This is a genomic window from Cupriavidus sp. DF5525 (genome assembly GCF_040149425.2).
Lineage (GTDB): Bacteria > Pseudomonadota > Gammaproteobacteria > Burkholderiales > Burkholderiaceae > Cupriavidus > Cupriavidus pickettii_A.
Genome location: NZ_CP168266.1, coordinates 1051084 through 1074375 on the forward strand (window position 1 = coordinate 1051084; position 23292 = coordinate 1074375).

Below are 23292 nucleotides of genomic sequence, written 5' to 3' on the forward strand. Positions count from 1 at the left end.
CAACCCAATAACGGGCGGCAGTTTGCTGGCAGCGTGCGGCAGATGAAGACCTACATATGGTTCCGGCGCCGATGGGTAACAGACTCCAGATCTTGTGGGACGATGGCGAGCGCGTCTTGTGTCGCGGGCAGCGCCCGGGCGAGGAGGGCGGCCCCAACGTCCTGCTTGCGCGGCCAGCCGCCGAGCATCCACTACCCGCCACCCTCGATCGCCTCGCACACGAGCTTGGGCTGAAGGACGAACTCGATGCCGCGTGGGCGGTCCGGCCGCTGGAGCTGGTGCGCGAAGGCGGCCGGACCCTGCTGGTACTCGATGACCCCGGTGGCGAGCCGCTGGCGCAACTGCTCGGCGCGCCCATGGAGATGGAAAATTTCTTGCGGCTCGCCGCCGGCATCGCTGCGGCGCTGTGCAAGCTCCACCAGCGCGGCCTCGTCCATAAGGATCTCAAGCCCACCCATATCCTGGTGAACTGCACCGACGGAAAGGCGCGGCTCACCGGATTCGGCCTCGCTTCGCGGCTGCCGCGCGAGCGGCAGGCGCCCGAGCCGCCCGAGACCATCGCCGGCACGCTTGCCTATATGGCGCCCGAGCAGACCGGCCGGATGAATCGCTCGATCGATTCGCGCAGCGACCTCTATGCGTTCGGCATCACGCTCTACCAGATGCTGACCGGCGCGCTGCCGTTTACGGCCGCCGAGCCCATGGAATGGGTGCACTGCCATATCGCCAGAAAGCCGGTTCCGCCCAGCGCACGGGTGACGACCGTCCCTGCCGCGGTCTCCCAGATCGTCATGAAGCTGCTCGCCAAGACGGCCGAGGAGCGTTACCAGACTGCCGCCGGTGTTGAACATGATCTGCAGCACTGCCTGGCCGACTGGCAGCGTCAGCGCCGCGTCGATGACTTCCCGCTGCACGAACGCGACACGCCTGACCGGCTGCTGATTCCCGAGAAGCTGTACGGGCGGGAGCACGAGGTCGACACCCTGGTCGCCGCGTTCGCCAGGATCGTCGGGAGCAGCGCGCCGGAGCTGGTGCTGGTCTCCGGCTATTCCGGCATCGGCAAATCCTCAGTCGTCAATGAACTGCACAAGGTGCTGGTGCCGCCGCGGGGGCTCTTTGCGTCCGGCAAGTTCGACCAGTACAAGCGCGACATCCCTTATTCGACGCTGGTGCAGGCATTTCAAAGCCTGGTGCGGCCGCTTCTTGGCAAGTCCGACACGGAGCTGGCGAGCTGGCGCAGTGCGTTGCTGGAGGCGCTGGACCCCAATGCGGGCCTCATGACCGACCTCATTCCCGAACTGAAGCTCATCATCGGTGAGCCGCCACCGGTCCCGGAGCTTGAGCCACAACAGGCGCAACGCCGTTTCCTGCTCGTGTTCCGGCGTTTCATTGGTGTATTTGCCAGGGCGGAACATCCGCTCGCGCTCTTTCTCGACGATCTGCAGTGGCTCGACGCGGCGACGCTCGACCTGCTCGAGGATCTGCTGACCGGTTCGGATCTGCGGCACCTGATGCTGATCGGCGCCTACCGCGACAACGAGGTCGATGCCACGCATCCGCTGACGCGCAAGCTTCAGGCCATCAGGAACGCGGGCGTCAAGATCGATGAAATCAGGCTGGCGCCGCTTGCCAGTGAGCACGTCCAGCAGCTGACCGCGGAGGCGCTTCACTGCGAGCCGGAGCGCATCGAGCCCCTGGCTCGACTGGTGCATGACAAGACCGCCGGCAATCCATTCTTCGTCATACAGTTCCTGCACGCGCTGGTCGAAGAGGATTTCCTCACCTTCGATCATGACGCGGGGCATTGGCGCTGGGATCCCGATCGCATCCATGCCAAGGGCTACACCGACAATGTGGTGGACCTGATGGTCGGCAAGCTGACCCGCCTGCCGGCTGCGACGCAGCAGGCGTTGCAGCAGCTTGCCTGTCTCGGGAACGTCGCCGAGATCGCGACACTTTCGACCGTTCTCGGCACCCCGGAGGCGCAGGTCCACGCGGCGTTGTGGGAGGCGATTCGCCAGGAACTGGTCGAGCGCCCGGACGGCGCCTATGCGTTTGTTCACGACCGGGTTCATGAAGCCGCCTATTCGCTGACCCCCGAAGCTTCGCGCGCCGAGGCCCATCTGCGGATCGGGCGGTTGCTCGCCGCGCAGACGGCCCCGGAAAAGAGGGAAGAGGCAATCTTCGAGATCGCGGGCCAGCTCAATCGCGGCGCCGCGCTGATCACCGGGCAGGACGAGCGGGAGCAGCTGGCCGAGTTCAACCTGATCGCCGGCCAGCGCGCCAAGGCGTCGACGGCCTATGCCTCGGCGCTCTCCTATCTCGTCACCGGTGCGGAACTGTTGGGCGACGATTGCTGGGAGCGCCGGCATGACCTGATCTTTGCGCTGGAGCTGAACCGGGCCGAATGCGAATTCCTGACAGGGCAGTTGGCGGCTGCGGACGAGCGTTTGGCGGCGCTGTCCGATCGCGCCACCACAACGGTCGAAAGAGCCCTCGTCGCGTGCCTGCAACTGGATGTCTACCTGGTCCTCGATCGGAGCGAGCGCGCGGTCGCGGTCTGTCTCGCCTACCTCCGGCATGTCGGAATCGAGTGGTCACCCCATCCGGACGACGACGAGGTGCGGCGCGAATACGACAGCATCTGGTCACGGCTAGGGGACCGTGCCATCGAGGACCTCATCGATTTGCCGCTGATGGAGGACGCGGCCTCCCTCGGGACCGTCGAGGCGCTGAGCAAGCTCTTCGCGCCGGCCTTGCAGACCGATGCGAACCTGGCTTGCCTGACGATCTGCAAGGCGGTCAGTCTCAGCCTCGAGCGGGGCAACTGCGATGCTTCCTGTGTGCTATATGCCAATGTCGGCAGGGTTGCCGGACGGCGTTTCGGCGACTACCAGGCCGGATATCGGTTCGGCCAGCTCGGCTGCGAACTCGTCGATCGACGCGGGCTCAAACGCTTTGAGGCCAAGACCTATCTTTGCTTCTCGATTTTTGTCGTACGCTGGCTGAAACCCGTGCGGACTTGCCGCGATCTGCTGCGCCGCGCATTCGCCGCGGCGAACCGGATCGGAGACCTCCCGTATGGCGCTTATGCGGGCAACAGCCTCAACTCGGACCTGCTCTTCGCCGGCGAGCCGCTGCCCGAGGTGCAAAGCGAAGCCGAACACGGACTGGCGTACGCCCAGAAGGTGCGGTTCGGTCTTGTCATCGACTTCATCGCCACGCAACTCGCGCTGATCCGGATGCTCCGCGGCCTGACGCCGACGTTCGGCTGCTTTGACGACGGGCAGTTCAATGAGCTTCGCAACGAAGCCCATCTGTCCAGCAACCCTGGCCTGGCGCTCGCTGCATGCTGGTACTGGACCCGGAAACTGCAGGCGCGCTATCTCGCCGGCGACTATGCGGCGGCCATGGATGCCGCATCGAAGGCGGAACAGCTGCTCTGGACCTCATCCTCGTTCTTCGAGGAAGCCGAATATCACTTCTACGGCGCGCTTGCCCACGCCGCCTGCTGGGACTTCGCCCCGGTCGACGTGCAGCCTCAGCACCTGGACGCCATGGCTGCGCATCACCGGCAGCTCCAGGTCTGGGCGGAAAACTGCCCGGAGAATTTCGGGAACCGCGCCGTGCTGGTCGGGGCCGAGATCGCCCGCCTCGAAGGCCGCGTGGTGGATGCTGAGCAGCTTTACGAGCAGGCGATCCACCTGGCGCAGGAATGCGGCTTTGTCCACACTGAGGCGCTCGCCAACGAACTCGCGTCCCGCTTTTACGCGGCGCGCGGGCTTGAGAAGATCGCCCGTGTGTATCTACAGGACGCCCGCTACGGCTACCTGCGTTGGGGAGCCGATGGGAAGGTGCGGCAACTCGAGGAAAGGTATCCGTTCCTGAGAACGGAAGAGCCCGCGCTTGGCCCGACGAACACGATCGCAACGCCGGTCGAACACCTCGACCTCGCGACCGTGATCAAGGTGTCGCAGGCCGCCTCGGGCGACATCGTCCTGGAAAAGCTGATCGATATGGTCATGCGTACGGCCATTGAACAGGCCGGCGCCGAACGAGGTCTGTTGATCCTGTCGGACGGCGGCGAACAACGGATCGCAGCGGAAGCGACGACCGGCGGCGACGCGACCCAGTTGCAGCTGCGCGATGTGCCGGTGAGCGCGGCGATGCTGCCGGAGTCGATCCTCTACCATGTCCTGCGCACCCGGGAGAGCGTCTTTATCGACGATGCCGCAGCCGAGTCCCCGTTTGCCGCAGATCCTTACATCCGTCAGCATCGCGCCCGTTCCATTCTCTGCCTGCCCTTGATGGATCAGGCAAAGCTCACCGGCGCGCTCTACCTCGAAAACAATCTGACTGCGCGCGTGTTCAGCCCGACCCGCATCGCCGTGCTGAAGCTGGTGGCCTCGCAGGCCGCGATCTCGCTGGAGAATGCCCGTTTGTACCGCGACCTCACGGAACGCGAGGCAAAGATCCGGCGCCTCGTCGACGCCAACATCATCGGGATCATCATGTGGAATGCCGGTGGAGACATTCTTGAGGCCAATGACGCGTTTCTTCGCATGGTGGGATACGAACGGGAGGATCTTGTCTCGGGTCGCGTACGCTGGAAGGATCTGACACCGCCGGAATGGCGTGAGGGCACCGAACGCGCCGTGGCAGAGGCCGGGCAGACGGGGCTCACCCAGCCCTACGAGAAGGAGTACATCAGGAAGGATGGCAGCCGTGTGCCCGTCATAGTCGGTGCGGCCACTTTCGAAGCAAGCCGGAAGGAGGGGGTCGCTTTTGTGCTCGATCTGACCGAGCGCAAGCAGGCGGAGGAAAGAGTCCGCGAGAGCGAGCGGCGCTATCGCGAGGTGCAGACGGAACTGGCACATGCGAACCGCGTCGCAACCATGGGGCAGCTCACGGCCTCGATCGCTCACGAAGTCAACCAGCCGATCGCCGCGACGGTGACCAACGCCCAGGCTGCACTGCGGTGGCTCAGCGCCCAGCCTCCTAATGTCGAAGAGGTCGGGCAGGTGCTTGGCCGTATTATCAAGGATGCCAATCGAGCGGGGGACGTGCTCGGCCGGATCCGTGAGCTGATCAGGAAGACGCCACCGCGGAAGGAATCGGTGGACATCAACGCGGCGATCCGCGAGGTGATCGAGCTCACCCGTGGCGAAGCCACGAAGAGCGGGGCCGCGGTGCAGACGCAACTCGCGGACGGTTTGCCATGCATCGAAGGAGACCGTGTCGGCCTGCAACAAGTGCTCCTCAACCTGACCATCAACGCGCTCGAGGCAATGAGAGGCGTCAGCGACGGCGAACGAGAATTGCTCATCAGCACAGGGAACGACACTGACTGCGTGCTCGTGACAATGCGAGATTCGGGGCCCGGCTTTGCTCCGGACGGCGCCGAGCGCGTCTTCGCTCCCTTCTACACCACGAAGCCCGCCGGTTTGGGGATGGGGCTGTCGATCTGCCGGTCGATCATCGACGCGCATGGCGGCCGATTGTGGGCGAGCGAGAACCTGCCATGCGGCGCCATCGTTCAATTCACCGTGCCCACCCATCCGGCCGCTGCTTCGTGATCGCCACGCAGCCCCATGCGGACGTCCGGGCGTTGCGCTGGCCAGCGTGAACGCACGACACAGAATTGAAGTGAGTCTTGGCGCGACCTATTGCCCCGACGCATCGCGTTGTTGTAGAATCCGCGCTTCGCTGAAAGGCGATGTATTCCCTGATAGCTCAGTCGGTAGAGCGACGGACTGTTAATCCGCAGGTCCCTGGTTCGAGCCCAGGTCGGGGAGCCATGCATGCGGGAGTAGCTCAGTTGGTAGAGCGCAACCTTGCCAAGGTTGAGGTCGCGAGTTCGAGACTCGTCTCCCGCTCCAGATCGTTCCGGTTGTCTCGCATCCGGCGCGTATGCCCATGTGGCTCAGTGGCAGAGCACTCCCTTGGTAAGGGAGAGGTCGGCAGTTCGATCCTGCCCATGGGCACCATCTCACTTGTTTGGTTCGGCATCGCGCAAGACCTGCGTGGTGCCATGCTCGTGCACGCGGTGCCGCGGGTGAGCGCTCATCGGATCACCTTCTGGACCAGGCTCACCGCGATCGCCAGCACCGCCACTGCCGCCAGCGCGCGGAAGTGGTCGAGATTGGCCAGCAGCGCGGACTGCTGCGCCAGCACCTGCGCGATCTGCGCCGTGGCGAGCTCCGCGGCGCGAACCGGTTCCATCGAGGCGGAGAACGCCGCCGTGAAGCGCGCGTAGGTCTCCTGGTACTGCGGGTTGGCAGGATTGATCGCGCCATGCAGCGTGCCGTAGTGCAACGTCGTCAACCACTGCTGCCCGACCGTGGCAAGCGTCACGCCCAGCGCCTGGCCCATCTGCCCCAGCATGTTCTTGGTCTGCTGCGCGTGCGAGAACACCGACTCGTCGTGCATGACGCCGTTGAAAGTCTGCATGGCCGTGACGGGAATCAGCGTCATGATGAAAACTCCATAGAGCGCGAGCGCGGGCAGCACATGGCCCCACAGGTCAGGCGCGGGCGGGGTCCGGCTCATCAGCCAGGCTGAGGCCGCCAGCGCCAGGAAGCCCGCGACAAAGTACTTGCGCGGGCTGGGCCAGCGCGGCAGCAGGCGCGTCATTGTCAGCCAGGTCGCGACGCCGGCGGCCAGGCCAAGCGCATAGAACTGCCCGGTGGTGGCCCATGAATGTCCCAGCGAGCGCTGCAGCATGATCGGCAGCAGATAGCCGTTCGAACCGAGCGTGACATAACAGAAAGTAAAGAGCGCCAGGCCGCTCAGGTAGCGCGGCTCGACCAGGCTGCGCAGCTTGAGCAGCGGACGTGCGCTTTTGGATTCGGTCCAGATGAATGCCAACAGGGCGCTGGCGCCCGTGGCGGCGCCGATCACGAGCCACAGCCGGTCGGCGTAGAAGTCGTAGTAGGAACGCTGCAGCACGAACAGGAGCAGGAAGCTGCCCACTGCCAGCGCGGCAAGCCGCACCGGATGGGCGTCCGAGCGTTGCGCCGGCGCCAGCGTGGCCGTGGGCAGGACTCTGGTGGCGGGGAGCAGCGCCAGCGCGGCCGCGGCCGCCAGCCAGAAGATCAACGGCCAGCGGTCCGAGGTGACGATGGCCGAGGCCAGCCAGGGCGCGAGCGCCATGCCGCCGCACACGCCCGTGGCCAGCGCCTTGATGCCGAGAAAGCGCGCAGGGCTGGGCGGAATCAGATTCACCGCCAGCCGAGACGAAGTCACCATGCCCGCGCAGCCCAGCGCCATCACCATGCGGCCAACCAGGAAGGCCGGATAGCTTTCGGCATTCGCGCACAGGATCGCACCGGTCGCAGCCACGCCGAGCGCGGCCTGGACATAGCGGCGCCATCCCACGCGCTCCACCATCCAGCGCTGCAGCGCGATCACCACCACGGCCACGCTGGCGTAGGCCGCCGCGACGGTGCTGTACTCCTCGGGGCTGGCGCCGATCTCGCCCATGATGGGGGTGGCGGCGAAAGCCACCATGCCGTTCTGCAGGAAGTCGATCGAGGTCAGCGCGCCGATCGTCAGCAACAGCAGGCCTTGGGGTTTAGCGGGTTTCATGCCGGCGTCTCCGTTGTATGGCGGTGCCTACAGGTTCTCTTGGACAATGCGGCGCACCAGTTCGTCGGCGCGGGCCAGTTCGTCGGCGAACACCGTGGTGCGGTAGTTCTGGCCCGACGCATCGACGGCGACCAGCCGCTTGCCGTCGCGCGAACGCGTATCGACGGAGACCTTCATCGACAGGCCGATCTGCAGCGGGTGGGCCGCGACTTCCGCGGGGGTGAGCGCGATACGCACCGGCACGCGCTGCACCACCTTGATCCAGTTGCCGGTGGCGTTCTGCGCCGGCAGCAATGCAAAGGCACTGCCCGTGCCGGCGTCCTGCCCGATGACACGGCCGTGGAACACCACGCCGTCGCCGTACAGGTCGGTGGTCAGCGTGACCGGCTGGCCCAGGCGGATATCGCGCAATTGCGACTCCTTCAGGTTGGCCGTAACCCACAGGTGGTCCAGCGGCACCACCGACATCATCGGCACCCCGGCGCTAACACGCTGCCCCACCTGCACCGAGCGCTTGGTGACCACCCCGCCGACCGGCGCCGGAATGCGCGTGCGCGACAGCGCGATGCGGGCATTGCGCACCTGGGCGGCTGCCGCCTGCACGTCGGGGTGGGAGTCCACCGAGGTGCGCTCGACCAGTGCCTGGTTGCGCTTGAGCTGCTCGGTCGCCATGGCCAGCGACGCCTTCGCGCTGCGCACGGCGTGCCTGGCGTGGACCAGTTCCTCGCCCGAGATCGCGCCACTGGCGACCAGCGCCGAGCGGCGCGCCATGTCCTCCTGGGCCCGCGCCAGGTCGGCCGAGCGCAGTTCCACGTTGGCCCGGTCCTGGCCGGCGGCGGCAAACTGGCCACGCACCTGGCGCACCGTGCGGGCCAGTTGGGCCTGCGCCGCGGCGAGGGCGAGCTGTGCATCGACGCCGTTCAGTTCGACCAGCGTCTTGCCGGAGTCGACCAGGTCGGTGTTGTCAGCGAGGATCGCGGTGACAACACCGCCTACCTGCGGCGTCACCTGCACCACATTGCCTTCGACATAGGCGTCTTCCGTCGATACCCAATAGCGAGCGTATTGCAGCCAGTAGCCGGCTGCGGCGGCGAGAGCGACGGCGACCGAGGCGGCGGCGACGATGCGCCAGCGGCGCGCCGGGCGGACGTCAGCCTGTTCCGTCGGTGTGTCGATGGCAGACTTGGATTGGCTGGCGGGGTTCATGATGCGCTCCTTGCCACGGGGGTTTTGGCCGTGCCCGTGTCGTTGGCGGTCGCGGCAGCCGTTTCGTATCCGCCGCCGAGGGCGCGGATCAGTTCCAGGTGCAGCGTGCGTTCCTGGGTTTCGAGATCGATCAGCAATTGCTTCTGCTGCAGGACCTGGCCTTCGGCCGACAGCACCTGCAGGTAGTTGCCGACGCCGCTGCGATAGCGCGACACGGCCATGTCGTAGGCCTCCTGCGTCAGCTGCAGCGCCTGGTGCTGTTCGCCGGCGCGCTCGGCCAGCCAGCGCAGCGACACCAGCTGGCTGACCACGTCGTGCAGGGCGGTGACCAGCGTGGCGTTGTATTGCTCCGCGGCGGCGTCGTACTCCGCCTGCCGCGCGCCGAGGTTGGAGCGCAGCCGGCCCCCATCGAAGATGGGCAGCGAGATCGCCGGGCCGATGCCGAAGGTGCGGCTGCCCGCCGTCAGCAGGTCCGACAGGCTCAGGCTTTGCAGGCCGGCAAACGCGGTCAGGCTGATGTTGGGATAGAACTGGGCCTTGGCCGCCTTGATGTCATGGCTGGCGGCTTCCACGCGCCAGCGCTGCGCGACCACGTCCGGCCGGCGGCCGATCAGCTCGGCTGGCAGCGAAGCCGGGACTGCTACCGCGTAGTCATCGCGAAGCTGCGGGCGGCGGATATCGGCGCCGGCGTCCGGGCCCTTGCCAACCAGGGCGGCGAGCTGGTTCTGGGTCAGCGCAATGATCTCGTTGATCGCGGCAAGGCGCTCGCGCGTGGCCGGCAGCGCCGCTTCGGCCTGCTTCATGTCGAGCCGCGAGTCGAGTTGCGCGGCCACGCGCTGGCGTGTCAGGTCCAGCGTGTTCTGGCGCTGGCGATAGGTTTGTTCGGTCAGCGTGCGCTGCGCATAGGCGGCGTCGAGCTTCAGGTAGGTCCGCACCACGGACGTGGTTAGGATCAGTTCCGCCGCGTGGTAGTCGACTTCCGCGGCGCGGGCGCGGTCGAGCGCGGCGTCGAACGTCGCCTGGTTCTTGCCCCAGAAGTCCAGTTCGTAGCCGAGGCCAAGCTGCACGTCGCTGGCCCATTTCCAGCTGCCTGCCAGCGGCCGCGGCACAAGGCCGTTCTCGCTGAAGCGCTGGCGCGTGCTCCGGGCGTTCAGGTTGACTTGCGGAGACAGCGCGGCTTCGGCACCGCCCGCCAGCGCATCCGCCTGGCGCACACGCGCCGCGGCGATGCGCAGCGTCGGCTCTCCGGCCAGGGCCGCCTCGACCAGCGCATCCAGCTGCGGGTCGCCAAAGCCCTGCCACCATGCGCGCTCCGGCCATGCCGCCGGCGACACGGGGGTAGCGCCCAGCGACGCGCTCGCGGCAAGGCGGTTGGCATCATCGACCGTGGCCTGCGTTTTCAGCCCCTTCATGCTGGCGCAGCTCGCCAGCAGCACGGCTGCGCCCAGTACGCCGAGACACCGCAAGGCCGGGACGGCACGCGCCTTAAGTGGAATAGTCATCGCCTTTCTCCGGCCAGCCCAAATATGCCTGGGCACAAATCTGGCCGGCGTGTCGCTGGCGTTTTGCCCGACGGTGTGGATCGCGTTGGGTCCTTTGTGGAAAGTGGCACCGGCGTTGGCGATCATCTGGACCTCCTTGCCTGCAAATTCCATCAGGCACGACAACAGCATGGTTGCCGTGACGCAAAGCCCCCCCTTCTATCGCATCACTCCAGATTGGCCTTGTCGAGCCCGAACGCCTTGTCTGACGAACCGGGCACCATGCGGAACGCCACGTTCAGGCGGTTCCAGGTATTGATCGCCCCCACGAGAAACGTGAGATCCGACAGCTCCTTCTCGCTGTACTGGGTGCGCACGCGGTCATAAATTTCGTCGGGCACGCCATGGGCGGGAATGTTGGTCAGCACCTCGGTCCAGGCCAGCGCGGCGCGTTCGCGCGGCGAGAACAGCGTCGACTCGCGCCAGATCGCCACGTGGTGCAGGCGCAATTCGCGCTCGCCGTGGATCTTTGCCATCTTGATATGCATGTCGACGCAGAATGCGCAGCCATTGAGCTGCGATGCGCGAATCTCGACGAGCTCGCGAACGGGCTCCTCGATCGTGGTTTTCTGGAACAGCGCGCCGAACTCCATGAGCTTCTTGGACAGTTCCGGGGATTGCTGAAAGTAGTTAATGCGTTGCGTCATGATCTTTCCTGGTGACCTCGGGAATTTCGCTCATCGAACCTGCGTTGAATCTTTTGCCGCAGGGACAGCTTGGAGTGAATCCTAGGCTTCGGCTCAGGATGCCGGTAGTGCCGTCACGGCGCGCACAATGTTGTCGCTTTGGCACCAATCGCACGGTCAGTCTGAAGCGGTAATCAGCCAGCATGCGCAATCAGATGTTCCGCGTGCGCGGGATGACGACCGCCTGGCCGTGCTGCTTGCCGTCCGCATTGAGAAGTTGCCACAGCGTCGCCTCCTCGATCATGAAGCGCTGGCCTGACTTGGTGATACGCACGCCCTTGTAGCCAGCTTCGTAGCCGAGCCGTTGTACTCGCGCGAGGAATTGCTGCCGCTCCTCGCGAGTCGATCTCGGCCAAGCGGTCATAGGTGGTGTAGGGCAGGGAAGTGCCATCGGCCCACAGCTCGATCCGGCCGTCCGGATACTCGCGAACTGCGTGTAGCCGCGGCCCTCGGCCGCGTCCCGCCGGTTGACGCGGAAGATGCCGGCCTTGTCCGAATAGAACGCCATTGGCTTGCCGTGTCGCTCAATGTAGGCGCGTGTGGCGGAGAAGTACGCCGGCGTCGATTCCGAGGGGACGAACCGCAGCGCCATCAGCCGCCCGGTGGCATCGTCGACAAAGACCAGCAGCGTGCAGGCCGGCGCCCGGTCCTCGAACCAGGCATGGTCGCTGCCGTCGATCTGCACCAGCTCGCCGAGGCACGCGCGGCGATTGCGCGGCTGGTGCACCTTGGGCGGGCGCAGCTTGCGCGGCACCCAGAACCCCGCGTCGATCATGATTCGGCGCACGCATGCCGGCGAGATCTCGATGCCATGGCGCTCGCGCAGCTTCTCGGCGGCCAGGGTCGGGCCGAAGTCGGCGTAACGGTCGCGGATCAGGCCCCGCACGCGGGATTCCAGACCCGGAGGCAACTGATTGTGGCCCGGCTGACCCCATTTACGGGAGACGAGGCCCTGGGGGCCGTCCTGCCGGTACCGCTGCACCAGCCGCGCTCAACCTGGCGCTTGGACAGGCCGAGCTTCTCGGCGGCGCGCCAGACCATCAGACCGTCTTCGACGACGGTCTGGATGACCTTGCAGCGGTCCAGCTCCCGCATACTCATGGTGATCGTGTCGGGTCGGCCCATGGTCGCGCTCCAGGCTAGACGGCAAAGCCGCCAGCTTGGCACGCTCCGGGACGGGGTACGACATTTGAACTTAACCCAAGTACGACATTAGAAAAAACGGCTAACAGTCAATGTCTAGGCTAAGTTCAAATGTCCGGCGCTCAGCTAAGCTGAAATGTCCGATTTGGACGGGCTGGTGTTGAGGTTCGGTGGCTTGTATTTCAAGGGTTTCCCGTAAGGCAGTGGTGCCTTGACGGTCTTTTCGATGGCGGCCTGCAGGTCTGCAGGGCTGAGCTGCCGCTGCGGTTTCTTGCCCGAGGCCGCGGGGGCGTGCCGGTGGCGGTCCGCGCGGGTGCGCTGGCGCTGCGCCGGCTATCGCGCTTGGCCTGCATCTCCTGCGCCACGCGCAGGACGTGAGCGAGCCGCTTGTGCTCGACGATCGCGCCCTGGTCGATCTCGGCCAAGCGGTCATAGGTGGTGTAGGGCAGGGTAGCGCCATCGGCCCACAGCTCGATCCGGCCGTCCGGATACTCGGCCACCTCGAGGTAGCGGTGAATCAGAGCGCGATGCGCGGGCTGGTCTGCCAGCAGGTACAGCGTCTTGTCGTACTGCAGCGTGAGGCTGGCCGACACCTTGCGCCATTCGCGCCAGGTGAAGATCCGCGCCAGATCCTCATCGGCGCGCACTGGGCGATGTGCATTAAAGTCGCTCCTGGGCGGTTTGGCAAAGCGGGCGTTGAAGTCAGCCACAAAGACCGCCACGAAGGCGTTGGCGTCGGCCTGGGACGAGATCCGGCGCAGCCGCAACTCCTTGACCAGGCGGTCCTGCAGCGTGCCGTTCATCCGTTCGACCCGGCCCTTCTCAAAAGCAGTCAACTACACGTGATCTGACCGGTGGGATGCAATCCTTCCGGGTTACCCATCCCTTCCATCCGCTTTACGGGCGAGAATTCGCGCTGCTGGAATGGCGCAATGCGTGGGGAGAGGACCGCGTCTATTTCTACGACGAAATGGGCAACCTCAGGCGCATGCCGGCGACCTGGACGAGCGCAGCGGCGCCAAACGCATTCGAGGTAACGTCGGCCGGACGATCGCATTTCCGGGTCGAGGACCTGTTGCAACTTGTTGCGCTGATTGCCCGACAGCGGGAGGCTAAGAGATCTGGAGGGCCGCGAGCGCGCAAGCGCAAGGTGTCAAGGGAATGATGCCGTTGATGTAAAGATATTTATGCCGTTTTAGTATCCGTGCCTATACCTCTCCATGGGCGCATGATTCAAGGGCGGGCATAGAGCAGGGACGTTACAGGGGCACTGCTATTCTTTGTCCGTATAAAATCCTTGACATCGGCAATACGTGGGCATAATTTAGATTACATATGACCCGCATCCGAAAATCCGACCCCAAGCTTGCAGCGCTCGAAGAGAGCGGCACGGTGAATCCTCACTCGCAGGGCATCGATGATCCCGCTTTTATCGCCGGCGATTTCTTCGACCCGCGCGATCTGGTACAGGCCCGCTACGAAATGCTGCGTCGCGTACGTGTCGATGGTCAGGCCATCGCCGATGCCGCCGCGCACTTTGGGGTCAGCCGACCGACGTTCTACAAGGCGCAGGCCGACTTCGATCGAGAGGGCCTGGTCGGGCTGCTGCCAGACAAGCGAGGTCCTCACGGACCACACAAGATCACCGACGACGTGATGCGCTTCATCGAAGAAGCACGTGCCGCGGAGGACGGTCTCGATGCTCAAGTTCTTGTCGAGCGGATTGCAGAACGCTTCGGTTTGACAGTGCATCGACGCACCGTAGAACGCGCCCTGGCGCGATCGAAAAAAAAACGGCCATAAAAGTCCCCACTGCAGCGCTCGATGTTCATGCGCTGACCAGATACTACGAGGCGTTGCGAAAAGACGTCGTCGAGTTGGGCGGACGCGGCCACACGATGATGCGCGGTCGCGCACTCGTCATGTTCAAGGGGATGGCCGCCTGGATGAAGTGTGCGGCCGAAGACTGCTCGCCTCGTCCGGTGCCTGTAGTCGCGACGAGCGGGCTGAGTCTGCCTGTAGGTATCGAACAGAATCTGGTTGACATCGTGGCAACCATGGCGATCGCGACAGCGCTAGAGGGGATGAGATGACTGCAGAGACCCACTCGAAAGTACAGGCAAGACACCTCAAGAGGAACGCCTATCTGTACGTGAGGCAGTCCTCGTTGCGGCAGATGTTCGAGAATACTGAGAGTACCAAGCGCCAGTATGATCTGCGACAGCGCGCCATCGCGCTCGGATGGCGCAACGATCAAGTTGTGGTCATCGACTCGGACCTCGGCTTATCCGGTGCATCGGCGGTCGAGCGCGAGGGCTTCCAGCGCCTCGTCACCGAGGTGAGCCTGGGACGGGCCGGGATCGTGATGGGTCTGGAGGTGTCGCGGCTGGCGCGCAACTCAACCGACTGGCATCGGCTATTGGAGATCTGTGCACTCGCCGACTCCCTAATTCTTGACGAAGATGGAATTTACGACCCTGCGCATTTCAATGATCGGTTGCTGCTCGGCCTGAAAGGCACGATGAGCGAGGCAGAGTTGCACGTCATGCGGGCACGGCTACGCGGTGGCATCCTCAACAAGGCGCGCCGCGGAGAACTCGAGATGCGGCTGCCGATCGGCTTTGTCTACGACACCGAGGGGCGTGTGCGCCTGGACCCGGATGCACGTATCCAGGAGAGTGTTCGTCAGCTCTTCCGCACGTTTCGTCGCACGGGCTCAGCCACTGCGACCGTCAAGGCCTTTCGTGACCAGGGTCTTCAGTTCCCGCGCCGGATTCACCGCGGAGAGCGCAAAGGCGATGTGCTGTGGACCGAGCTCGAACACTCACGCGTGCTGTGGGCCCTCCATCATCCGCGCTATGCTGGTGCATTCTGCTTTGGGCGCACGCGGCAACGCAAGCATCCCGATGGTCAGAACGTCTGCCTGCGACTGCCGCCCGAGGAGTGGACGGCGCTGATTCGCGATGCGCACGAGGCTTACGTGAGCTGGGAGGAGTTCGAACAGAACGTTCAAATCCTACGCGACAATGCCCACGCACTTGGCCTCGACCGTGAGAGAGGGGCACCTCGCGAGGGGCCGGCGCTGCTGCAAGGCTTGGCGATCTGTGCCAAATGCGGCGAGCGAATGACCGTGCGCTATCACATCCAAGGCACGCGCAGGGTGCCGGATTACATGTGCCAGCGCCGGGGCATTCAGCACGCGCACCCTGTGTGCCAGAGTGTCCATGGTGGTGAGCTTGACGATGCAATTGGCCGGTTGCTCGTGGAGTTGGTCACGCCGGTAACGCTTGAGGTCGCTCTGGCCGTGCAGAACGAGCTTGAGAGCCGTACCGAGGAGAGCGACAGACTACGCCGTCAAGAGGTCGAGCGAGCGCGCTACGAGACCGATCTGGCGCGCCGTCGTTACATGCAAGTCGATCCGGAACATCGATTGGTTGCGGACTCGCTGGAAGCGGAATGGAACCATGCGCTCCGCGCTCTCAGTGAGGCCCAGGAACGCTACGAGAAGCAGCGCGAAGCTGATCGCGCCGGAGTTGACGACGCACAGCGCACAAGCATCATGGCACTTGCGAAGGACTTTCCTCGCCTGTGGAACGATCCCCACACGCCAGATCGTGAGCGCAAGCGCATGGCACGCCTACTCATCACCGACGTGACCCTGCTAAAAGGCACGGACGTCAGCGCTCAGATACGCTTTAACGGCGGTGCAACGCACACCTTGCACGTGCCACTATCCAAGCCCGCGTGGATGTTGCGGCAGACCCCGCCAGCCGTCGTCGCTGAGATCGACCGGCTTCTGGAAGACCACACCGACGGTGAAGCGGCAGAGCTGCTCAATCGCCAGGGACTCACGTCAGGTCAGGGCAAACCGTTTCACCACGCAATGGTCACCCGGATTCGGCTCTCCTACGATCTGCGAAGTCGCTACGACAGGCTGCGCGCGCGTGGTTTGCTCACGCTGGACGAGATTGCAAAGTGCCTCGATGTCACACCGACTACCGTCAAGATATGGCGCCGTGCCGGCCTGCTCGTGGCGCACCGCTACGATGACAAGGGGCAGTGTCTCTTCGAACAACCTGGCGCGGATGCGCCAGTGAAGTATCGCCATCAATGCAAAACCCGCGGTAAACACGCAGTCGCCGCGTAAACATCATCCCACTCGACCCATGAGGTGCATTGTGAAGCATAGCCCTTGGCCTGGCTGCTGTTGGCGCACAGACTATCGATATTGAGCTCGAACAGCGCGCGCCCGAACTGCGTGTAACCGTCGCCGCCAGTGGCATTGGGCCGGTTGACCCGGAACACGCTGGCCTTGTCGCTGTAGAACGCGACCGGCTTGCCGTGGCACGCCAGGTAAGCCCGGGTCGCCTCGAAATACGCAAAAGCGGATTCCGTCGGCACGAAGCGCAACGCCATCAGCCGGCTGGTGGCGTCGTCGACAAAGACCAGCAGCGTGCAGGCCGGCGCCCGGTCCTCGAACCAGGCGTGGTCGCTGCCGTCGATCTGGACCAGCTCGCCGAGGCAGGCACGGCGATTGCGCGGCTGGTGCACCCTGGGCGGACGCAGCTTCCGCCGCACCCAGAAGCCGGCGTCGATCATGAGCCGGCGCACCGTCTCCTTGGCCAGGCTGAGGCCATGGCGCTCGCGCAGCTTCTCGGCGGCCAGGGTCGGGCCGAAGTCGGCATAGCTGTCGCGGATCAGCCCGAGCGCTCGCGCCGCAAGGCCCGGTGGGGTCCGGTTGTTGGCCGGCTGACCCTGGTGGCGATTCAGCAAGCCGGCAGCGCCGTGCTGTTGGTAGCGCCGCAGCAGGCGCAGGGTCTGGCGGGCGCTCAGTCCCAGCCTGGAGGCGGCAATCCCGGTCTTGAGATAGCCGTCGGCCAGCGCTTGAACGACCTTGAGCCGGTCGATCTGCCGTATCGTCATGGTAATGGCTCCTGCTGGCATGACGGGCTCCCGGGCGCTGGAAGCCGTCAAGCTTACGCCTGCCAAACTCGGACATTTGAACTTAGCCAGAACCGGACATTACCGCTTAGCCGCTACAGTCAAAAGACGCATAATCTATCTTATGTAAAATGATGTGCCGCCCTCGGTATGGAGTTGCGGGCGCGATACTGCTGGCAAAAGCCACTACTTGCCTGCTCCAGCCTCTGCATCGCGCGTTCGTACTACCACTTCCGAGTGAAGCGTTCTATGTACCGGGCACTTCTCAGCAATCGCAAGCAATGCGGCGCGTTGTTCCTGGTCGAGCGGGCCTTTCATGTGAATTTCCCGCTCGATCCAATCGATTTTCCCTTCCTTCGTTGCGCAATCCCCGCAATCCGCCGCATGAATCTTTTCGTGCCGGAGGGACACGGCCACGTGCTCCAGTGGCAGTCCTTTGTGCTCCGCGTACATGCGCATCGTCATCGCCGTGCATGCGCCTAGCGCGCCAAGCAGGAGGTCGTAAGGTCCAGGGCCGCCGTTCAGACCGCCGAAGGAAACCGGTTCGTCAGCCACCAGGCGATGCGGGCCGACAATTACGCGCTGCTGATATCGTCCAACGTGGTTCTCCTCTACGCGTACCAGCCCCTCCTCGGCCACGGCGGCGGGAAGACTGGAGGTATCGATACCGAGATACCGCTGACTCCACGCGGCGATCGTGTCGGCTACATAGTCTGCATCTTCCTTTCGCGTCAGCAAGTGGTCTGCCGTATCAAGGGAAATGAAGCTTTTAGGATGTTTGGCAGCACTGAAGATATGCGTAGCGTTCTCGACGGCGACGGTGTCATCGTGTGGTGCGTGCATGACCAGCAGGGCTCTGTGCAGCCTGGAGACACTAGCCAGCAGGCTTTGTTCTTTCACATCATCAATGAATTGACGCCTGATTCGGAATGGGCGTCCGGCAAGCATCACCTCCGCCTCGCCCTCGCTTTCAATTCGCGCGGTATGGTCTTGAAACAGGCCGACCACATGGCTTGGGTCGCTCGGTGCGGCGATGGTCACGACCGCCTTGACCTCAGGTATTCCCCCGGCTGCGCTCAGCACTGCCGCGCCGCCAAGGCTATGGCCTATTAACAAGGCAGGACCCTGAAAGTTCTCTCTCAGATAGCCTGATGCCGCGTGCAGGTCGGCGACGTTTGAAGAGAAATTCGTGTTGGCAAAATCCCCTCCACTGCCGCCAAGACCTGTGAAATCAAAGCGCAGGACGGCAATGCCGTGCGCCGTGAGCGCTTGCGCAACCCGGCTTGCGGCCAGAGTGTCCTTGCTGCAGGTGAAGCAATGCGCGAACAGCGCGAAGGTCCGAACCGGCCCCTCCGGCGTGTCCAACCGAGCGGCCAGTTGCTGGCCGTTGCTTCCGGGAAAGGTCAAACGCTGGGAATTCATGATTTCCTCCCGCCCCCGTCCGATCGACGGCCGGCCTCGCTTGCAGATCACGCTTACACGCGCAGCACTACGCTGTGGAAATTTCCATTCTTTGTATTGGAGACTTTCACTAAATCTGCCGCCAGTCGCAGCAATTGTGCCGCTCGACAGCAAGCAGCACTCAGGATGACGACGACGCAAGCGCGAAGGCGATGCCAGCCAATGCTGCTATTTCGCATGCAGGATGACGGTCCCCTCGGAAATCGTCGGCGCGCTCGCGCCGGTGCCGGCAGCGTTCGCGGCGATCCAGTCCTTCGCCATCTTGACGCTCTCATCCACGCCCGCCTTGTCATTGCAGGTCGTGACAGAAAAGCCGCCATCGGCGGTCCGCGCAAGCGTGTAGCTGACAAAACCCTGGACCGAACGCATCAGGGATTCAATTTCCGATGTCCGCTTTTCGAGCAGATCGAACAGCTCCCTGGCGCCGCTTCCAGAATAGGCTCTGATAACAGAGTGCATGATCCGTCCCTCCAATGAATGGCCCCGGATTTCGCGCAGTCGCGCAGAGAAGGTGTGATGGCACCAGTCTAGTTACGATGCGGGAGAAGTGCACGATGACGATGGCTGGGCCGCCGAACGCCACTGGCGCTGGAATTCGCGCGGCGTCATGCCGAAGCGCGTGCGGAAATCGCGCGAGAAATGCGCGCCGTCGGAAAATCCGCAATCCAGCGCGATCTGGGTGATATTGCTGTGCCCATTTTGTAGAAGCCAGCTGCCGTATTCGAGTCGCAGCGAGCGCTGGAAGCTCATCGGCGACATGCTCAGGGCTTCATGGAAGGCGCGCTCGAGCTGACGGCGTCCCAGGCCGACATAGCGCGCAATGGCATCGAGCGAGGGCGGATTGTCGATGCGCTGCTCGATGAAATGGGCGGCCTGGCGCACGCGCGCATCCTGGATGTGGGCGTAGGGTGTCCGGCACACCGACGCCGGAACCACTGTAGGGCTGCATCATCTGTCTCCTTGCGACTGGGTCAGTTGATGCCAGCGTGGTCCCCGCACCGCCTGCCCTCTCCCCCGGCAGTTACTTCGGCAATCAACCCTTTGACAGCGCGCCTTCCTTCTCGCCAAAGCCCCGTTTTCGCAATCGCCAAAGTCGACCATTGGCATTGTCAAATAGCGCAAAACCCGCTTTGGCGACATGCTTTGCACAATTTCCTGATGAGGACATAGGAACAACGACATGGCAGTCAGCTACCACCATCTGAAGCAACGTCCGTTCGCCCCCGTTCGCCAGTGCTACACCGAGCGCGACACCATGCTGTACGCGCTCAGCCTGGGGCTGGGCGCCGATCCGCTGGACGCGGCTGCCCTGCCCTTTGTCTTCGAAGGCGCTGCCGGGGGGCTGCGCACCCTGCCTTCGCAAGCGGTAGTGCTGGGTTACCCGGGCTTCTGGGCACGCGAGGCAGACACCGGCATCGACTGGGTCAAGCTGCTGCATGGCGAACAGCGCATGCGCCTGCACCGTCCACTGCCGGCCAGTGCGGAGATCGTCGGCCACAATCGCATCACCCACCTGACCGACAAGGGCGAAGGCAAAGGCGCCATCATGGTCACCGAGCGACGCCTGGAAACCGTGCAGGGCGAACTGCTGGCGACGGTGCAGCAGGTGTCGTTCCTGCGCGGCGACGGCGGCGACGGCGGCTACAGCCAGCTGGATGGCGGCCAGCCCAGCGATGCGCCGCTGCCGGCGTTGCGCCCGACGCCGGAGGACCGTGCGCCCGACTTCACCGACACCCAGGCGATCCGCCCCGAGGCCGCGTTGCTGTATCGCCTGATGGGCGACTTCAACCCGCTCCACGCTGACCCGGCGGTGGCGAAGGCGGCGGGGTTCGAGCGCCCCATCCTGCACGGGCTGGCGAGCTACGGCCTGGTGGCGCACGCACTGGTGCGCCAATGCGCGGGTTACGACCCGGCCAGGCTGCGCGCGCTGGACATCCGCTTTGCCGCCCCCGTGTTTCCCGGCGAAACCCTGGTCACGGAAATCTGGCGCATGCCGGAGAACCCGTCCCACTACCAGTTGCGCGCCAGGGTGCTGGAGCGCGACAAGGTCGTGCTTAGCCACGGTTGGGCCGAGATTGCCTGAAACGCGCCCGATTGCCGACTGACTCCTGCCTGATGATCTCCTGTAACGTGGACACGCACACCCTGGCCTCACAGCTGCAAGCCCTGATCCGCCCCGGGGACCACGTCTGGTGGGGACAGGCGACCGCGGAGCCGCTGACGCTGACGCGCGCGCTGGTCGAACACCGGCATGCGATCGCGCAAGGCGGGCGCCTCAGTGTCTTTGTCGGCATCGGCCAGTCGGAGACATTGCAGCCGGACCAGGCCGACGTGCTCGACTTCTTCGGCTACGCCGCCAGCGGCCCGCACCGGCTGCTGGCCAAGGCCGGCGTGCTGGACATCGTGCCCAGCCACTATTCCCACCTGCCAGGGCTGATTCGCCAGGGCAGCCTGCGCGCGGACGTGGTGCTGGTGCAGGTTTCGCCCGCCGAAGAACAGGGGCGCCACAGCCTGGGCCTGGTGCATGAATACATACCCGCGGCACTCGACCGGGCCCGCGTCGTCATCGCCGAAGTGAACCCGGAGGTGCCATGGACCCACGGCAGCCGCTACCTCACCGCGGACGATATCGACCTGCAGGTCGAAGCGCTGCACGCCCCGATCAGCCTTGACCGGAGTGCGCCCGGCCCGGCCGAACAGGCCATCGCCAGCCACATCGCCCGCTGGGTGGAGGACGGCGCCACCTTGCAGATGGGCATCGGCAACCTCCCGGAGGCCGTGGTGGCGGCGCTGCATGACCGCCGCGACCTGGGCCTGCACAGTGGCGCGGTCGGCGACGGCATTGCGGCGCTGGCTGAAGCCGGCGTGCTGACCAACGCGCGCAAGAGCATCGATACCGGCGTCGGCATCGCCGGCATCCTGATGGGCAGCGAACGGCTGCGGCGCTGGGCGCACCGCAATCCGCAGCTGCAGCTGCGCGAGACCAGCTATACCCATCACCCCGAGGTGCTCGCCAGCATCGACAAGCTGACCGCCATCAACTCCGCGATCGAGGTCGACCTCACCGGCCAGGTGAACGCCGAAGTCGCCGCTGGGGTCTATGTCGGCGCGGTCGGCGGCGCCGTGGACTTCCTGCGCGGCGCGGCGCGCAGCCGCGGGGGCTTGCCCATCGTCGCCCTGCCGGCGACCGCCAAGGGTGCGAGCCGCATCGTCGCGCAGTTGTCCGGGCCGGTGAGCACGCCCCGTAGCGACGCGGGCCTGATCGTCACCGAGCACGGCGTGGCCGATCTGCGCGGCCAGACGCTGTCGCAGCGCGTGCGCCGCATGCTGGACATCGCCGCCCCCGGACACCGCGAGGACCTGGAGCGCCAGGCCCACGCCTTGCTGCGCCAGTGCGGCGCCGCTTTTGTTGCCCTTCCGGGCACGCATTGACCAATTGCCCTTCGTCGCCTACCCAAGACAGATTTCCAAGGAGACTTCCATGCGCCGAGCCGCCATCGTCACCCCCCTTCGCACCCCCGTCGGCACCTTCGGCGGCAGCCTGCGCCCCGTGCCTGTCGAGGAACTGGCCGCCACCGCAGTACGCGCCGTCGTGCAGCGCAGCGGCATCGACCCCGCGCGCATCGATGACGTGGTCTTTGCCCAGTTCTACGCCAACAGCGAAACACCCTGCGTGGGCCGCTGGGCCGCGCTGCAGGCCGGCCTGCCTGTGGAAGTGCCGGGCATGCAGCTGGACCGCCGCTGCGGCGGCGGCCTGCAGGCCATCGTCACGGCCTCGATGATGGTGCAAAGCGGCGCTGCCGATGTGGTCATCGCAGGCGGCGTCGAGAGCATGAGCAACATCGAGTACTACACCACCGACATGCGTTGGGGCGCGCGCTCGGGCAATGTGCGTTTCTACGACCGCCTTGACCGCGGCCGCGAACGTTCCCAGCCGGTCGAGCGCTTTGGCAAGATCTCCGGGATGATCGAAACGGCCGAGAACCTGGCGCGCGACTACGGCATTACCCGCGAGCAGGCCGACGCCTTCGCCGTGCGCAGCCACGCGCGCGCCGCGGCCGCCTGGGAGGCCGGCCGCTTCGATGCCGAGGTGGTGCCCGTGCAGGTGCCCCAGCGCAAGGGCGATCCGCTGCAGTTCGCGCGCGACGAAGGTTTCCGCGCCGATACTTCGCGCGAAAGCCTTGGCAAGCTGCGCGCGCTGATGCCCAACGGCACCGTCACCGCCGGCAACGCCAGCCAGCAGAACGACGCCTCGGCCGCCTGCCTGATCGTGGCCGAGGACAAGCTGGCCGAACTGGGCCTCACCCCTATGGCCACGCTGGTGGGCTGGGCCGCCGCCGGCTGCGAGCCATCGCACATGGGCATCGGCCCGGTGCCCGCGGTGAAGAAGCTGCTGGCGCGCCTGAACCTGACGCTCGACCAGATGGACCTGGTGGAACTGAACGAAGCCTTTGCCTGCCAGGTGCTGGCCGTGCTCAAGGGCTGGGATTGGAATGACCAGGATGCAATCGAGCACAAGCTCAACGTGAACGGCTCGGGCATCTCGCTGGGCCACCCGATCGGCGCCACGGGCGTGCGCATCCTGGCCACGCTGCTGCACGAACTGCAGCGCCGTGGCGGCCGCTATGGCCTGGAAACCATGTGCATCGGCGGCGGCCAGGGCATCGCCGCTGTCTTTGAGCGCTGCTGAGCGAGCCAGCACACCGGCCCGTCATTTGGGAAGACTG

Annotated in this window: 15 protein-coding genes, 3 tRNA genes and 3 pseudogenes; 10 read left to right on the top strand and 11 right to left on the bottom strand. The window is 65.0% G+C overall.

Annotated elements, in window-relative coordinates; genetic code table 11:
* Positions 1 to 71 precede the first annotated feature (71 nt).
* From ABNX08_RS26105 to ABNX08_RS26120, 4 genes are all read left to right on the top strand, one after another.
* Positions 72 to 5576, top strand: a complete 5505-nt coding sequence (locus ABNX08_RS26105) for an AAA family ATPase (protein WP_041682067.1) — start codon at positions 72 to 74, stop codon at positions 5574 to 5576.
* Between the two features lie 146 nt (positions 5577 to 5722).
* A tRNA-Asn gene (locus ABNX08_RS26110) sits at positions 5723 to 5798 on the top strand.
* Between the two features lie 5 nt (positions 5799 to 5803).
* A tRNA-Gly gene (locus tag ABNX08_RS26115) sits at positions 5804 to 5879 on the top strand.
* A gap of 33 nt (positions 5880 to 5912) precedes the next feature.
* Positions 5913 to 5987: transfer RNA gene (locus ABNX08_RS26120), tRNA-Thr, on the top strand.
* A 76-nt stretch (positions 5988 to 6063) separates the two neighbouring features.
* On the opposite strand, the gene ABNX08_RS26125 is transcribed toward ABNX08_RS26120, so the two are convergent.
* From ABNX08_RS26125 to ABNX08_RS26155, 7 genes and pseudogenes are all read right to left on the bottom strand, one after another.
* The gene (locus ABNX08_RS26125) at positions 6064 to 7587 is read right to left on the bottom strand and encodes an MFS transporter (protein ID WP_022538592.1); all 1524 of its coding nucleotides are present in this window, start codon (positions 7585 to 7587) and stop codon (positions 6064 to 6066) included.
* 27 nt (positions 7588 to 7614) lie between these two features.
* Entirely contained in the window at positions 7615 to 8793 is a 1179-nt protein-coding gene (locus tag ABNX08_RS26130; protein ID WP_022538593.1) for an efflux RND transporter periplasmic adaptor subunit, read from the bottom strand.
* Positions 8790 to 10295, bottom strand: a complete 1506-nt coding sequence (locus ABNX08_RS26135; protein WP_041682068.1) for an efflux transporter outer membrane subunit — start codon at positions 10293 to 10295, stop codon at positions 8790 to 8792. Before ABNX08_RS26135 ends, ABNX08_RS26130 begins: the two co-directional genes overlap by 4 nt.
* Positions 10296 to 10501: 206 nt before the next feature.
* Positions 10502 to 10981, bottom strand: a complete 480-nt coding sequence (locus ABNX08_RS26140) for a carboxymuconolactone decarboxylase family protein (RefSeq protein WP_022538595.1) — start codon at positions 10979 to 10981, stop codon at positions 10502 to 10504.
* Between the two features lie 190 nt (positions 10982 to 11171).
* Positions 11172 to 11411, bottom strand: coding sequence for an MEKHLA domain-containing protein (locus tag ABNX08_RS26145; RefSeq protein ID WP_374063728.1), 240 nt, complete (start codon positions 11409 to 11411; stop codon positions 11172 to 11174).
* A gap of 36 nt (positions 11412 to 11447) precedes the next feature.
* A pseudogene (locus ABNX08_RS26150) lies at positions 11448 to 12145 on the bottom strand (ISNCY family transposase); the annotation flags it as partial.
* Between the two features lie 144 nt (positions 12146 to 12289).
* Positions 12290 to 12984: pseudogene (locus ABNX08_RS26155) on the bottom strand (ISNCY family transposase); the annotation flags it as partial.
* Positions 12985 to 13022: 38 nt separating this feature from the next.
* On the opposite strand from ABNX08_RS26155, the gene ABNX08_RS26160 reads away from it, so the two are divergent.
* The 3 genes from ABNX08_RS26160 to ABNX08_RS26170 all read left to right on the top strand — a co-directional run bounded on the left by ABNX08_RS26160 (position 13023) and on the right by ABNX08_RS26170 (position 16310).
* Positions 13023 to 13328: a DUF5372 family protein gene (locus ABNX08_RS26160; RefSeq protein ID WP_161564139.1), complete on the top strand. Its 306-nt coding sequence runs from the start codon at positions 13023 to 13025 to the stop codon at positions 13326 to 13328.
* Between the two features lie 170 nt (positions 13329 to 13498).
* Positions 13499 to 13966: a helix-turn-helix domain-containing protein gene (locus ABNX08_RS26165; RefSeq protein ID WP_022538598.1), complete on the top strand. Its 468-nt coding sequence runs from the start codon at positions 13499 to 13501 to the stop codon at positions 13964 to 13966.
* A 286-nt stretch (positions 13967 to 14252) separates the two neighbouring features.
* Complete coding sequence (locus tag ABNX08_RS26170; RefSeq protein WP_022538600.1) at positions 14253 to 16310, top strand: recombinase family protein; 2058 nt, start codon at positions 14253 to 14255, stop codon at positions 16308 to 16310.
* Between the two features lie 41 nt (positions 16311 to 16351).
* Here ABNX08_RS26170 and ABNX08_RS26175 read toward each other — a convergent pair.
* From ABNX08_RS26175 to ABNX08_RS26190, 4 genes and pseudogenes are all read right to left on the bottom strand, one after another.
* A pseudogene (locus tag ABNX08_RS26175) lies at positions 16352 to 17107 on the bottom strand (ISNCY family transposase); the annotation flags it as partial.
* A 183-nt stretch (positions 17108 to 17290) separates the two neighbouring features.
* A complete protein-coding gene (locus tag ABNX08_RS26180) occupies positions 17291 to 18526 on the bottom strand; it encodes a bifunctional alpha/beta hydrolase/OsmC family protein (RefSeq protein ID WP_022538602.1) in 1236 nt (411 codons plus the stop codon).
* Between the two features lie 207 nt (positions 18527 to 18733).
* On the bottom strand, positions 18734 to 19024 hold the full coding sequence (locus tag ABNX08_RS26185; protein ID WP_022538603.1) for a hypothetical protein: 291 nt from the start codon (positions 19022 to 19024) through the stop codon (positions 18734 to 18736).
* A gap of 72 nt (positions 19025 to 19096) precedes the next feature.
* Positions 19097 to 19447, bottom strand: coding sequence for an AraC family transcriptional regulator (locus ABNX08_RS26190; protein ID WP_349605934.1), 351 nt, complete (start codon positions 19445 to 19447; stop codon positions 19097 to 19099).
* A 298-nt stretch (positions 19448 to 19745) separates the two neighbouring features.
* Between ABNX08_RS26190 and ABNX08_RS26195 the strand changes: the two genes are divergently transcribed.
* The 3 genes from ABNX08_RS26195 to ABNX08_RS26205 are packed head-to-tail and all read left to right on the top strand — an operon-like array spanning position 19746 to position 23255.
* Positions 19746 to 20648, top strand: coding sequence for a MaoC family dehydratase (locus tag ABNX08_RS26195; RefSeq protein WP_022538605.1), 903 nt, complete (start codon positions 19746 to 19748; stop codon positions 20646 to 20648).
* 47 nt (positions 20649 to 20695) lie between these two features.
* Complete coding sequence (locus ABNX08_RS26200; protein WP_041682070.1) at positions 20696 to 21997, top strand: acetyl-CoA hydrolase/transferase C-terminal domain-containing protein; 1302 nt, start codon at positions 20696 to 20698, stop codon at positions 21995 to 21997.
* Positions 21998 to 22046: 49 nt separating this feature from the next.
* Positions 22047 to 23255, top strand: coding sequence for an acetyl-CoA C-acetyltransferase (locus ABNX08_RS26205; RefSeq protein WP_349605932.1), 1209 nt, complete (start codon positions 22047 to 22049; stop codon positions 23253 to 23255).
* Positions 23256 to 23292: the final 37 nt, after the last annotated feature.